At 65.4% G+C, this 13,064-nt stretch carries 11 protein-coding genes; 6 read left to right on the forward strand and 5 right to left on the reverse strand.

Going from position 1 to position 13,064, the window contains the following annotated elements:
- Nucleotides 1-78 precede the first annotated feature (78 nt).
- Complete coding sequence (locus FJ417_RS12070; protein WP_140783579.1) at nucleotides 79-1,089, reverse strand: ABC transporter permease; 1,011 nt, start codon at nucleotides 1,087-1,089, stop codon at nucleotides 79-81.
- A gap of 362 nt (nucleotides 1,090-1,451) precedes the next feature.
- Between FJ417_RS12070 and FJ417_RS12075 the strand changes: the two genes are divergently transcribed.
- Nucleotides 1,452-2,492, forward strand: a complete 1,041-nt coding sequence (locus FJ417_RS12075; protein WP_140783580.1) for a LacI family DNA-binding transcriptional regulator — start codon at nucleotides 1,452-1,454, stop codon at nucleotides 2,490-2,492.
- 62 nt (nucleotides 2,493-2,554) lie between these two features.
- Here the strand turns inward: FJ417_RS12075 and FJ417_RS12080 are convergent, their stop codons facing one another.
- From FJ417_RS12080 to FJ417_RS12095, 4 genes are read right to left on the reverse strand one after another with little or no spacing between them, the layout of a single operon-like run.
- Entirely contained in the window at nucleotides 2,555-3,736 is a 1,182-nt protein-coding gene (locus FJ417_RS12080) for a mandelate racemase/muconate lactonizing enzyme family protein (protein WP_140783581.1), read from the reverse strand.
- Between the two features lie 7 nt (nucleotides 3,737-3,743).
- Nucleotides 3,744-4,733, reverse strand: coding sequence for a transketolase C-terminal domain-containing protein (locus FJ417_RS12085; RefSeq protein ID WP_140783582.1), 990 nt, complete (start codon nucleotides 4,731-4,733; stop codon nucleotides 3,744-3,746).
- Nucleotides 4,730-5,578, reverse strand: coding sequence for a transketolase (locus FJ417_RS12090; protein WP_140783583.1), 849 nt, complete (start codon nucleotides 5,576-5,578; stop codon nucleotides 4,730-4,732). Before FJ417_RS12090 ends, FJ417_RS12085 begins: the two co-directional genes overlap by 4 nt.
- 7 nt (nucleotides 5,579-5,585) lie before the next feature.
- The gene (locus FJ417_RS12095) at nucleotides 5,586-6,380 is read right to left on the reverse strand and encodes an SDR family oxidoreductase (RefSeq protein ID WP_246687441.1); all 795 of its coding nucleotides are present in this window, start codon (nucleotides 6,378-6,380) and stop codon (nucleotides 5,586-5,588) included.
- Nucleotides 6,381-6,489: 109 nt separating this feature from the next.
- Here FJ417_RS12095 and FJ417_RS12100 point away from each other — a divergent pair, with 109 nt between their 5' ends.
- The 5 genes from FJ417_RS12100 (at nucleotide 6,490) to FJ417_RS12120 (ending at nucleotide 12,929) form a co-directional block, all read left to right on the forward strand.
- Complete coding sequence (locus tag FJ417_RS12100; protein ID WP_140783584.1) at nucleotides 6,490-7,710, forward strand: mandelate racemase/muconate lactonizing enzyme family protein; 1,221 nt, start codon at nucleotides 6,490-6,492, stop codon at nucleotides 7,708-7,710.
- A 214-nt stretch (nucleotides 7,711-7,924) separates the two neighbouring features.
- Entirely contained in the window at nucleotides 7,925-10,321 is a 2,397-nt protein-coding gene (locus FJ417_RS12105) for a thiamine pyrophosphate-dependent enzyme (RefSeq protein WP_140783585.1), read from the forward strand.
- 23 nt (nucleotides 10,322-10,344) lie between these two features.
- The gene (locus tag FJ417_RS12110; RefSeq protein WP_140783586.1) at nucleotides 10,345-11,355 is read left to right on the forward strand and encodes an NAD(P)-dependent oxidoreductase; all 1,011 of its coding nucleotides are present in this window, start codon (nucleotides 10,345-10,347) and stop codon (nucleotides 11,353-11,355) included.
- Nucleotides 11,352-12,065 carry an E3 binding domain-containing protein gene (locus FJ417_RS12115; protein WP_140783587.1) on the forward strand — a complete coding sequence of 238 codons (714 nt, stop codon included), beginning with the start codon at nucleotides 11,352-11,354 and terminating at the stop codon, nucleotides 12,063-12,065. The genes FJ417_RS12110 and FJ417_RS12115 overlap by 4 nt, the downstream gene beginning before the upstream one ends.
- A 93-nt stretch (nucleotides 12,066-12,158) precedes the next feature.
- A complete protein-coding gene (locus FJ417_RS12120; protein WP_140640235.1) occupies nucleotides 12,159-12,929 on the forward strand; it encodes a GntR family transcriptional regulator in 771 nt (256 codons plus the stop codon).
- Nucleotides 12,930-13,064 lie beyond the last annotated feature (135 nt).

Here is a 13,064-nt window from a genome sequence, read left to right on the forward strand (position 1 = left end):
GCGTAAGATCTGCTGTTCGCGTCATCTTCCGGCGTTTGGAAATGGTCCGTGCGTGAGTACGTTGCTCCTCGTGGCCGGCTATGCGCCGGCGATGAAGTAGCGGCGGCGCACAATGTCGAGCCCAACGGCCATGACCATGATCACGCCCACCGCGATCTGCTGCCAGTTGGAGTTGACGCCGATGACGACGAGGCCGCTCTGCACCACCTTCAGCATCAGGATGCCGACAACGCCGCCGGCGACCGTGCCGGCGCCGCCGAACAGGCTGACGCCGCCGACCACGACTCCGGCGATGACCGTCAGTTCCCAGCCGCTGCCGATCGAGGTGCCGCCGCTGCCGAGATCGGCCATGACGAACATGCCGGCAATCGCAGCCAGCGCGCCGACGACGATGAAGGCGCCGATCTTGTAGGCGCTGGTGTCGATGCCGACGAGGCGCGCCACTTCCTGGTTGCCGCCGGTGGCGTAGATGTTGCGCCCGAGCACGGTGCGCCGCAGGACGAAATCGGCGGCGATCGCCGCGACGATGAAGAAGGCAAAGCTCCAGCCGAGGCCGAAGGCGAGGTCGGCGCCGCCGATCGCACTGATCGCCTCCGGCAGCGGATAGACGGGGTAGCCGCCCGTCACCACCTGGATCAGGCCCTGGCCGATGAACAGCATGCCGAGCGTCTGGATGAAGGCGGGGATGCCGAGCCTGACGACGATCAGGCCGTTGACGAGGCCGATCAGCGCACCGACGCCGACACCGCCTAGAATGGCGACGGTCACCGGCAGCGCGGCCGCCGTCATCAGCTTGGCGGCGACGACCGCGGACAGCCCGGCCACCGAGCCGACGGACAGGTCGAACTCGCCGGCGACCAGAAGGATGGTCTGGCCGATGGCGATGATGCCGACAAACGACACGACGTTGAGGATGGCGCGGATGTTGCGCTCCGACAGGAAAGCCGGTTCGAGCAGCCAGAAGAAGACGATCAGCAGAGCCATCGCCGCCAGCACGCCCACTTCGCCGATGGCAATGAAGCCGATCAGCCGCCGCCGGAACGATTGCCCATCTCGGGGCGGCGAGCTCGCGTCAGCCGCGCTTTCCATCCTGACCTCCCTGGCGGCGCACGCCACCGGCCCCGCAACCGGCACCGTCGCGCCCACGCCGATCCCGGCGCGCTCCTCTACGTCATTAAGATTATAATATTATAACTTGTCAACGACGAAATTTCACAGATTGCGCGATGCTGGCCACGTCGCTGGAAAGCGCCCGCCACAGCCGCTATGAATGGCTCAGAGCCGGATGATTTCAGGTCGTTTCGACCTGAAATCTGAATCCGTCTCTGAAGCAAAGAATAGAGCATGATGTCGTCCGAAAACCGCTTCATCCTTTTCGGCATCATGCTCTGGTCGTGCGATCCGGAGCTGGGTTTTTCCCTTGGCGCGTCGTGCTTTGTTGGAGCTTGGCGATGACCGATGGGTCACGGGACGACCCTGGCGGAAACACACCGTCGCAGCGCCTCGGGGTTCGCGAGATCGCGAGACGCATCGGCGTCGCGCCCATAACCGTGTCGCGCTCCCTGTCCAATCCCGGCAGGGTCTCAGCGGAGACGCGTGCCAAAGTTCTGGAAGCCATAGAGCAGATCGGCTTCGTGCCCAACCAGCTTGCTTCCAGCATGCGCGGCAACGGTCGCATGATCGGGACGGTTGTGCCGCCGCTGATCAATTCGGGCATCGCAGAGCAGGTGCAAGGCATGTCCGACGAATGCCATGAGGGCGGCTATTCGATGCTCCTGGTGCAGGGCGAATTCACGCGGGAAGCCGAGGAGAAAGCGATCCGCACGCTGCTCGGCTGGCGCCCGGCCGGCATGATCCTTCAGAGCTTCGTGCAAAGCGAAACGGCGCGCGCCTTGCTGAAGGGCAGCGGCGCGCCGGTGGTCGAGATCTCCGAGGTCAAGGGCCGCGATCCGATCGACATGGTGGTCGGCGTCTCCAATTTCGAAACCGCCTACGCCATGACCATGCATCTGGCCGCCAAGGGCTACAGGCGGATCGGCTTCGTCTCGACGCCAATCCACGGCAATGATCGGCTGCAACAGCGCCGCACCGGTTATCACGCGGCGCTGACCGAGCTCGGCATCAAGAACCATGACAGTATGGAGGTGGAGGTGCCGATCACCGCGCAGGGCGGCGCCGAGGCGCTGATCACGCTCACGTCACGGCACAAGGACATCGATGCCATCTTCTTTTCCAGCGACACGCTGGCCGTCGGCGCCGTGCAGGAATGCCACCGGCGGGGCTGGGCGGTGCCCGGCAGGATCGCCATCGCCGGTTATGGCGACATGGACCTCGCCGCGCAGCTCTATCCGCGGCTGACCACGGTGAACGTCAATCGCTACGACATGGGCCGTCGCGCCGTGCGGCAATTGCTGGCGAGACTGGTCGGCGACGGCGAGGTGCCGGCCGTCACCAGCCTAGGCTTCGAGATCATCGACCGTGAAAGCGCCTAGTTTTTCGTCATCCACCGGCGGAGCAGCCGCGAAGCGGCGTCGCTCACGGAGGCCTTGCCAGTTTAGAGGCCAGGTTTCCCCGCTTCTTCCCGTCGCCCCAGGCGCTTCTCCCAGCCTTCGGCATGGACGTTGAGATAGGCGTTGGGGTCGTAAGGGTGGTCCTTGATCGCATCGAGGTTGAGATCGATGCCGAGCCCCGGCGCTTGCGGCAGCGACAGGTGACCATTGTCCGGGTTGACGGTCGGATGCCAGGTCACCAGCTCGCGGGTCCACGGATCGTTGAAGGCGTCGAAATGCTCCTGGATCAGGAAATTCGGCACCGCCGCCGCCAACTGCAGGCATACCGCCGTCGCCACCGGTCCGCCGCTCTGATGTGGCGCGATATGGCTGCCATGGGCTAAAGCCAGATTGGCGACCTGCATCGATGGCGCGATGCCGCCAAGGGACATCGGCTCGGGCTGGAAGATGTTGACGCCGCCGCCGGCCGCCAGCGTGTAGAACTGGCCGACCGTGTCGTACATCTCGCCGGTCGCCACGGGAATGGGCGAGCGGTGCGCCACCTCATGCACAGCCTCCTGACGGTCGCGCGAGGTCGGCTCCTCCCACCAGTAGATGTCGAGGTCGGCGAATTTCTGTGCCGCCTGAAGTGCTGCGATCTCGGTGAAGCGCGCGTGTACGTCGATCAGGATCAGCGTATCGCGCGGCAGCTCGTCGCGCAGTTTGCGGCAGATCGCGTAGGAAAGATCAAGCTCCTCGCGTGAAATGAAACCTTGCGCCGTGCCGAACGGGTCGAGCTTGAACGCCTTGAAGCCTTTCGCCAGAACGGCCCTCGCGGCTTCGAGAAAAGCCTCCGGCGTGCGCTCGGTGCGATACCAGCCATTGGCATAGCCAAGCACGCTGTCGCGCACCTGCCCGCCGAGAAGCTGGTGGATCGGCACGCCCAGGCCCTTGCCCAGAATGTCCCAGCAGGCGACCTCGATCGCCGCGATCACCGTGCGGTGGATGTGGCCGCCGTCGAGCGAAACACTGTCCAGCATGCGCTTGGCCAAAGCGTTGATGCGGCGCGGATCCTGGCCGATGGCGAGATGCTTGAGCTCATGCACGCCGGCTTCGGTGGTCTTGATGAAGCCGTTCAGCGTGCCTTCGCCGACGCCGTGAATGCCCTTGTCGGTATGGACCTTGACGAACAGCCAGTTCTTCCAGCCGGCGCCGACGGCAAAGGTCTCGATGTCGGTGATCTTCATGCGGAATCTAACCCAAACCAGTGATCGTTGCGACAACGGCTTCGGTGGTGAGGCCGTATTTCGCCTGCAAGGTCGGCACCGCGCCGCATTCGATATAGCGGTCGGGCAGGCCGATGCGCGTCACTTTCTTCGCGATGCCGGCCTCGAACAGGCTCTCGACGACAAGGCTCGCAAGGCCGCCGGTGGCGACATGGTTTTCCGCCGTGACGATCCGCTCGACGCCCGACGCGAACTCAGCCACCGCGCCGGCGTCGAACGGCTTGATCGTCGGCACGTGCAGGACGCCAGTCGAAATGCCCTGTTTCTGCAGGGCCTCCGCCGCATCCAGCGCCCGCTCGGTCATGAAGCCGGTCGAGATGATGCCGACATCGGAGCCTTCGCGAAGCCGCCGCGCCTTGCCGATCTCGAATTTGTAGCCAGGCTCGAACACGACGGGAACGCTGCCGCGCAGCAGGCGCATGTAGACAGGACCTTGATGCTCGGCGATCGTGACCGTCGCCGCTTCGATCTCGGTCGCATCGCAGGGGTCGATGACGGTCAGGCCGGGGATCATGCGCATCAGCGCCAGATCCTCGATCGCCTGATGCGTGCCGCCATAACCGGTCGTCAATCCCGGCAGGCCGGCGATGATCTTCACATTGAGGTTCGAGTGGGCAAGCGCGATGGCGACGAAATCATAGGCGCGTCGTGTCGCGAACACCCCATAGGTGGTGGCAAACGGCACCTTGCCGGTGCGGGCCAGCCCGGCGGCGACGGCAACCAGATTCTGCTCGGCCATGCCGACATTGAAGAAGCGCTCGGGAAAAGCATCCCGGAAAGGCAGGATGTCGGTGTATTTGCCAAGGTCGGCGGTCAGCCCGACGATGTCGTTACGGGTCTGCCCAAGCCTGGCCAGGGCCCGGCCGAACGGCGCTTCGACACTTTGCCGGCCGCCGCCGACAGCCTCGTCCTGGCCCATGGCCAGCGTCCGTCCGGCTTTCGTGCCGCCGCCGCTCATTGCTCCATCCCCACGCTTTTGTCGAACTCGGCGATGATGCCGTCCCATTGCGCCACGTCGATGCGGAAGAAGTGCGATTTCTCGCTGGTCTCGATGCGCGGCACGCCCTTGCCGGGCAGGGTGCGCAGCACGATCGCCTTCGGCCTGCGGTTGCGCTGGCGCGCGCCGGCCAGCGCGTCGACGAGGGCCTCCATGTCGTTGCCGTCGATCTCCGCCGTCTCCCAGCCGAAGGCGCGCCATTTGTCGGCCACCGGCTCCATGTCCAGCACCACGGGCCCATCGGCCTGGATGCCGTTGCAGTCGATCAGCGCCACCAGCCCGTCCAGCTCGAAATGGCTGGCCGACATCGCCGCTTCCCAGGTCGAGCCTTCCTGCATCTCGCCGTCGGAGAGCTCGACGAAGACACGCGCGTCCGAGCGATCGAGGCGCAGTCCGAGCGCCTGGCCGACACCTTGGCCGAGGCCGTGGCCGAGCGAGCCGCCGATAACGTCGACGCCGGGCGTGGTGTCGAGCGTCGACATCTCGAGCCGGCTGCCGTCGGCGCCATAGGTGACAAGTTCCTCGACAGGGATGATGCCGGCCTCGGCCAGGGCCGCCCAAAGCGCGATCGAGTAATGCCCGGTCGACAGCAGGAAACGGTCGCGATCCGGCCATGCCAGATTGTGCGGGTCGTAGCGCAGTTCGTGGAAATACAGCGCCGCCAGAACGTCGGCGATGCCGAGGCCCTGGCCGATATAGCCCTGGCCCTGGCCGCGCGCCATGGTCAGCATGTGGCGACGCAGCAGCGTCGCCTTGCGTTGAAGCGCCGCGACATCGGCGCTGCCGGGAGGAGAGTTTCGCAGCATTGGATGCCTAGTCCTTGTCCAGCCCGCCCGACATGTTGAGCCGCTCGGCGGTCATGTATTTGGGCGCATCGAGGCAGAGCCAGACGACGGCCTCGGCCACCTCGGAAATCTCGGCGCGGCGGCCGAGCGGGATGCGGCGCGTCCGCTCGTCGAGGAAGGCCTGCAGATCGTTGCGGCCATTGGCGCGGGCAAGATCGAGCTCGGTCGAGCGCTGCATCTCGGTGTCCATCATGCCCGGCGCCAGGCTGTTGACCAGCACGCCATAGGGCGCAAGCGCGACCGCCGCGGCGCGGGTGATGGAATCGACACCGGCCTTGCTCGCCGTATAGGCGGTGTAGTCGGGCAGCGCCATGCGCGAGCCGGGCGAGGTGATGTTGACGATGCGCCCCGAGCGCTGCTCGCGCATCACCCGGCCGGCCGCCTTGCAGGCCATGGCAAGCGCCGTGACGTTGAGCGCCAGCGTGCGCGTCCAGGCTTTGAAGGTGGCGTCGAGGAAGGGCTCGATCACGCCATAGCCGGCATTGTTGACGAGGATGTCGATGCCGCGCCAGCGCGCGACCACTTTTTCGACCGCCGTTTCCGGAGCGCCTTCGAGCGTGAAGTCGCCGATGATGATCTCGGCTTCCGCCCCGGTCTGGCCGATCTGCCGGGCCGTCTCTGTCAGGCCTTCGCCATTGATGTCGGTAATGGCGACGGCACAGCCGCGCCTGGCCAATTGCAGCGCCACCTCGCGGCCAAGCCCCCCGGCGGCGCCGGTGACAAGCGCCCGTCGCGTCATCGTGTCTGGAATTTCAGCAGGCAAGCCAAACCTCCTCTCAAGGTCATCTTGACGCGATGGATACCGGTATCCATAGATGGCTGTCAACGGGCTTGTGCTACTGTTCGCGGGCCGTTGGAGCCGGGAGGAAAAATTGAAGATCGTCGCGCTTGAAACGCTGCAGCTGGCGGAGTTCCCATTCCTGTTCTGGCTTCGCGTCCACACCGATGCCGGCCTCATCGGCACCGGCGAAACCTTCTGGGCGCCGGGGCCTGTCGCCTCCTACATCCACGACAATGTCGCGCCCTACCTCATCGGCAAGGATCCCCGCGATATCGAGCTGCACGACCGCACGCTGGGCAGCGTCTATGTCGGCGCGCGCGATTCCGGCGCCGAGGTGCGCGGCAATTCCGCGGTCAACATCGCGTTGTGGGATATTTACGGCCAGGCGCTTGGCGAGCCGGTCTGGCGGCTGCTGGGCGGCCGCACGCACAGAAACGTGCCGATCTACAACACCTGCGCCGGCTACAAGCATGTGCGCGCCAGCAAGAAGAACGCGCTGTTCGAGCGCGGCGAGGACTGGTCGCTCAAATCGGGCGGTTCCAACGAAGGCCCGTATGAGGATCTGCTCGCGTGGCGCTACAATGCCGGCGACCTCGCCAGAAGCCTGAAATCCGAAGGCATCGGCGCCATGAAGATATGGCCGTTCGATATCGCGGCCGAGGCATCGAACGGCGCCCGAATTTCGCTTGCCGACCTCGACAAGGCGCTGGAGCCGTTCCAGAAGATCCGCGACGCCGTCGGCCGCGACATGGAGATCATGGTCGAATTGCATGGCCTCTGGAGCCTGCCGCCGGCGCTGCGCATCGCCGAAGCGCTGAAAGCCTATGACGTCGCCTGGCTGGAGGAGCCAATCCGCTACAACGAACTCGACGCCATGGCTGAGTTGGCGCGCCACACATCGATCCCGATCGCCGCCAGCGAGCGGCTGGCCACGCGGCAGATGTTCAAGCAGCTTATCGACAAGCGCGCCGCTAGCGTGATCATGATCGACCTCGCCTGGTGTGGCGGCCTTTCCGAAGCGCGCAAGATCGCCAACATGGCCGAGGCCAGCGAATTGCCGGTGACGCTGCACGACTGCACGGGACCGATCGTCTATGCCGCCAGTTGCGCGCTGTCGGCCACCTTGCCGAATGTCAATTACCAGGAAGCCGTGCGCGCCTATTTCACTGGATGGTACACCGAGATCGTCGCCGACATTCCGCCGGTGAGTGACGGCCGTGTCGCGCCGCTCGAGGGGCCGGGGCTCGGTCTCAGCCTTCGGCCGGAACTGTTCCAGCGGCCGGATGCCACGGTGCGCATGACCAGGATCTAGCGCACGGTTTTTTCGCCAGGACCTTTGTCAAAACAAAGTGATGGAGCGTTTCGCCGGCTCGGTGAAACGGTGAACGCGCTTGCGCCTCGCAGGCTCTGCTCAGAGCCTGTAGACATTATGCTATTATAATCTATGATGAGCCCGAAGCGAGCAGCCACAAGCTCGCCGCCGGCGCGTTTCTGTCCGGCGCCAGACGGATTCACGGGAGGTTTTGGTGGCAATTTCTGCGGCGCGCGCACGCGAGGATTTCAACGGTGCGCCAAATCTGCCCGACCGAAAAATCTTGCTCGACCTGTTCGAGCGCATGGTGTTGCTGCGCCGCTTCGAAAGCATTGCCCAGATCGCTTGCCGCAAGGGTGAGACGCCCGGCTTCCTGCATCTCTATATCGGCGAGGAAGCGACCGGCGTCGGGGTCTGTGCGCATTTGCGGCCGACCGACTGGGTCACGTCGACCCATCGCGGCCACGGCCATGCCCTGGCCAAGGGCGCGAACCCTGGGCGCGTGATGGCCGAGCTGTTCGGCAAGGCCGACGGCATTTGCGGCGGCCGCGGCGGCACCATGCATCTCTACGACCGCTCGGTCGGCTTGTTCGGCACCAACGGTATCGTCGCCGCCGGAATCGGCCATGCCGTCGGCATCGGCATGAGCGCCCGCCAGCAGGGCCGCGACGACATCGGTGTTGCTTTCTTCGGCGACGGCGCCGCCAACCATGGCGGCTTCCACGAGGCGCTCAATTTCGCGGCGGTGCAGCGGGCGCCTGCGGTCTTCATCTGCGAGAACAATCTCTACGCCACCGCCACGCCGCTCAAATCGATCACGCTCAATCCCGAGATCGCCACCAAAGCTGCGTCCTACGGCATGCCCGGCGTAGCCGTCGACGGCAACGACGTCTTCGCCGTCTGGTTGGCCATGAAGGAAGCGACCGAACGTGCCCGCGCCGGCAAGGGCCCGACGCTGATCGAAGCCAAGACCTATCGCACCGTCGGCCACCACGAGGGCGACCCGGTCATCGGCACCTATAGGACGCAGGAAGAGCTCGACGCCTGGATCAAGCGCGATCCGATCGACATGTTCCGCAAGCGGCTGATCGAAGAGTACGGCGTCGCCGATGCCGAGGCGCTCGCGGCAATAGAGGCGCGGATCGAGAAGGTGGTCGAGGAGGCGCTCGCCTTCGCCCGCAATTCGCCCGAGCCAGATCCAGCAACGGTGCGCCTGCACGTCTTTGCCGATCCGATCAATCCGCCGGCTGCCCTGCAGCCGCGCGCCGTCGGCGAGACGCGAACGCAAGGCTGGCTCGAGGCGGTGCGCGACGGCATTGCCGAAGAGATGCGCGCCAATCCAGCGATCCTTTACTTCGGCGAGGGCACCGGCGAGCGCGGCGGCAGCTTTGCCCACACGAGGAACCTGTGGCAGGAGTTCGGTGCCGAGCGGATGGTCGACACGCCGATTTCGGAGCAGGGTTTTACCGCAGCCGCCGTCGGTGCTTCGGCTACCGGCGCGCGCACCGTTTCCGACCTGATGTTCGCCGACTTCGCCTTTGAAACCGCAGGGCAGATTTTTCTGCAGGCGGCGAAGCTGCGTTACATGACCAGCGGCGTCATGAGCGCGCCGATGGTGGTGCGCGTCGGCGCCGGCGCGCTGCGCAGTTCCGGCCCGCATCACAGCGGCATCTACCACCCGGTCTTCGCCCATATGCCGGGCTTGATCGTCTGCGTGCCGTCGAACCCGGCGGACGCCAAGGGCCTGATAAAGACTGCGCTCCGGGCCGGCGATCCGGTCATCATGCTCGAACCCAAGGCGCTGTTCGCCTCCAAGGGCGAGGTGCCGGTCGGCGAGCATTATGTGCCGTTCGGCGTCGCGCGGATCGCGAGGGTGGGCCGCGACATCACCATCGTCGCGGCCGGGCAGATGGTGCAGCGCACGTTGGAAGCCGCGGAGGCATTGGCCGCCGATGGCATCGAGGCCGAGGTGATCGACCCGCGCACCATCATGCCGCTCGACATCGACACGATCGTGGCCAGCGTCAGGAAGACGCATCGCCTGCTCGTCGTCGACGAGGCGTGGGCAATGTGCGGCCTTGGCGGCGAGATCGCCCAGGCGATCAACGAGCTCGCCTTCGACGAGCTCGATGCCCCGCCCGGAAGGCTGCATACAGCGCCGACCTCGCATCCCTTCGCGCCGGTGCTGGAGCGAGCCATGCTGGTCGACACGGCACGCATTGCCCAAGGCATTCGCGACGTCGTCGCCGGCAAGCCGCCGGTGCCGGATCACTGGTACACCGTCGGCCTGAAAAGCGCCGCGCCGGCAAAGCCAGCACCTGTTTCAGCCAAGCCGCAGCCTACGGCACCAGCCGCTTCCATCGCCACCGCCGGCGACGACGAGCCGATCACGATGCCGTTCGGCGATCTCACCGTCAGCGAAGGCACGGTCGTCAAATGGCTGAGGGCGGTGGGCGACGCGGTGAAAGAAGGCGAGCTGATCGCCGAGATCGAGACCGACAAGGCCGTGGTCGAGATCGAGGCGCCGGTCAGCGGAACGCTCAACGCCATCGATCAGCCGGTCGGCGCCGTGGTGCCGATGGGCGGGCGCATCGGCGGCATCAAGAGATAATCATCCATATCCGAAGGGCAAGCATGAAGATCCTGTGCGCCAATTGGCAAGCCGCCGACGAGGCCGAGCTCGAACGCGAGCACTATCCCGACATCGAGTTCATCCTGGCCCGCTCGACAAATGACAAAGCCGCCGCGCTCGATCCGGCGGTTTGCCAGGCGGTCGACGCGGTCATCAACTATTCGCCGACCCATAATGTCGCCGCCGCGCCAGCCGCCTTTCCCAAGGCCAGGATCGCGGTGCGCTCCGGCGTCGGCTTCGACAACATCGATACGTCCGGCTGGGGCGCGCGCAAGATTCCCGCCTGCAACGTGCCCGACTATGGCACCACCGAAGTCGCCGATCACGCCATCGGCCTGATGCTGGCGCTGACGCGCGGCACGTCGGCCTATGGCGCCGAGCTTTCGGCCAATGGAGCCGAGGGCTGGCATTTCTCAAAAGCACCGCTGGTGCGCCGTCATAAGGGGGCGACCTTCGGCGTCGTCGGGCTGGGCCGCATCGGACTTGCGGCGGCCCGCCGCGCCGCCGCCTTCGACATGAAGGTGGTGTTTTATGATCCGCATCTTCTGTCCGGTGTCGACCTGTCGACCGGCTATGACAGGGTGCATTCGCTGGCCGAGCTTATGAGGCAGGCCGATGTGGTGAGCGTGCATACGCCGTTGAGCGAGGAAACGCGCAAGCTCATCGGCGCGGATGCCTTCGCGGCCGCCAAGCCTGGCCTTGTCCTTGTCAACACGGCTCGGGGTCCGATCGTCGATCTCGACGCGCTGGAAGCAGCGCTGCGCAATGGCGTCGTCGCCGGCGCTGGGCTGGACGTCCTGCCGAACGAGCCCGGCGATCTCGAGCATTCGCTTCTGGCGGCGTGGCGGCGCCGCGAGCCGTGGATCGCCAACCGGCTGATCGTGACGCCGCACGCGGCTTTCTACAGCCCGGCGGCGATGCGCGACCTCAGGCTGAAATCGATCGAAGTCGTGCATGCCTATCTCGCCGAGGGCCGGCTGACCAACTGCGTCAACGCCGAGTATCTGAAATGAACATGGCGGTGGCATCGCGGCTGGCTGTTTCGCCCTATGCGCGCCGGCTTGCCCGCGAGCGTGGCTTCCCGCTCGAAGCGCTCCACGGCAGTGGTCCGGGCGGCCGCATCCTGGCCGCCGACGTGCTTGACTTTACCCCGGTCGATGCGCCGGCGGAGCTTCTGGCCGCGGCCCCGGCGTCTTCGCCTGTCGCAGCCCGCATCGCCGCCTTCGCGACATCGATCGCGCTGGACGCGTTGCACGAGTTGCTGAGCGCGCTGGAGAGCTCGGGGAAGGTGTTCGACATCGACGACATCGTGTTGCGTGCCACTGGTTGCGCGTTCGGCGAGATTTCAGAAGTGGCCAAGGTCAGGGAAGCGCCCGTGGCGCTCGAGCTCGGCAACAGGCAAGTCATGTTCGCGACCACATCGGGAATGCCGCTGACGGCGCTGCGCGCGGCGCGGCTTGCGGCGCAAGCGGGCAAACGCGACGACGCGGAAAAACCGGCCGTCCTGTCGGTGCGGCTACTGCCGCCGAGCGATATCCGGCCGGTGACGATGCCGCTGTTGCCGGGCCGGGCCATGCGCCTGACAGTCTCGGTCGGCTCCGCCGGTGACAACGCCGAATGCCTGCTGACGGTGGACGCCGCGCGTGTCGACGAGGCAACCTCGACGGTCTGGCTCGCCGCGTTGAAATCGGCGGTCGAACATCCGCTTCGGCTCTTTGTCTAAGCATTGCCGCAAAACCGCAGTTTTGCGCGTCATGCGATAGCCTCGGGCGGCGGAAGCTATTATAAAAGCTTCGACACAGACGCGACGAGGCTCATGGACAACACCGTTCCCACCATCGACAGTCTTCCCAGGCGCTCGCTTGGACGTTCCAACGGGCCGCTCTATCGCCAGCTCGCCGACATCTTGCGCGTGCCGATCGGTGACGGCACCTTTCCCGTCGGCGGGGAATTGCCGAAGGAAGCAGCGATCGCCGAGCACTTCGGGGTCAGCCTGATCACCGTGCGCCAGGCGCTGCGCGATCTCGAAGCCGACGGACTGATCAAGAAGCGCTCGGCGAAACCGGCGGTGGTCGCGGCGCGCAGCCCGTCGGTCAATCTGAGCTGGAAGTTCAAGAACTTCGCCGACATGGCGGCCTTCACCAAGGACGCGCAGCTTACGGTGAAATCCTATCGCAAGGAGGTCTCACCTGTGCTCCAGCGCCATTTCGGCATGGGCAAGGAGGAGGCGGGCTATTGCCTGCGCAGCGTGCTGTCGATCGGCGAACAGAGGAAGGCGCAGATCACCACCTATTTCCCTCCCGACATCGGCGCCAGGCTGAAGCGCGAAGACTTCTCCGATGTGCTGATCTTCCGCTCGGTGCAAAAGCATCTCGGGCTGCGCCTCGACGTGGCGCATGTCACCGTGCGCGCCGAAATCGCCGACGAGGCGGTTGCCGCCGATCTCGGCATCGCACTGGGCAGCGCGGTGCTGACGGTGGAGATGCTCTATCAGTCGGCCGACCAGCGCAGCATCGAGTTCTCCGTCGCCCGCCATCCCGCCGATATTTTCAGCATCACCTACGACGCGCCGAACGACCTCTCCTGAGACCGCTCGAAAGTGCGATTTCTGCCGTCGGGTGCATGGACAGGCCTATAAAATTATAATAGCATGATAGCTAGGCTGAGGTGCCGGCGGTAGGCGAGATAGCGCGCGAATTCCGCCCGCGGCCGTAGCTGTCGA

The organism is Mesorhizobium sp. B3-1-7, assembly GCF_006439385.1.
Taxonomy (GTDB): domain Bacteria; phylum Pseudomonadota; class Alphaproteobacteria; order Rhizobiales; family Rhizobiaceae; genus Mesorhizobium.

Coding starts and splice junctions, on each gene's coding strand:
- FJ417_RS12075 (WP_140783580.1), top strand. CDS start 1,452: ATGACCGATGGGTCACGGGACGACCCTGGCGGAAACACACCGTCGCAG.
- FJ417_RS12080 (WP_140783581.1), bottom strand. CDS start 3,736: ATGAAGATCACCGACATCGAGACCTTTGCCGTCGGCGCCGGCTGGAAG.
- FJ417_RS12115 (WP_140783587.1), top strand. CDS start 11,352: ATGAACATGGCGGTGGCATCGCGGCTGGCTGTTTCGCCCTATGCGCGC.
- FJ417_RS12090 (WP_140783583.1), bottom strand. CDS start 5,578: ATGCTGCGAAACTCTCCTCCCGGCAGCGCCGATGTCGCGGCGCTTCAA.
- FJ417_RS12120 (WP_140640235.1), top strand. CDS start 12,159: ATGGACAACACCGTTCCCACCATCGACAGTCTTCCCAGGCGCTCGCTT.
- FJ417_RS12085 (WP_140783582.1), bottom strand. CDS start 4,733: ATGAGCGGCGGCGGCACGAAAGCCGGACGGACGCTGGCCATGGGCCAG.
- FJ417_RS12110 (WP_140783586.1), top strand. CDS start 10,345: ATGAAGATCCTGTGCGCCAATTGGCAAGCCGCCGACGAGGCCGAGCTC.
- FJ417_RS12070 (WP_140783579.1), bottom strand. CDS start 1,089: ATGGAAAGCGCGGCTGACGCGAGCTCGCCGCCCCGAGATGGGCAATCG.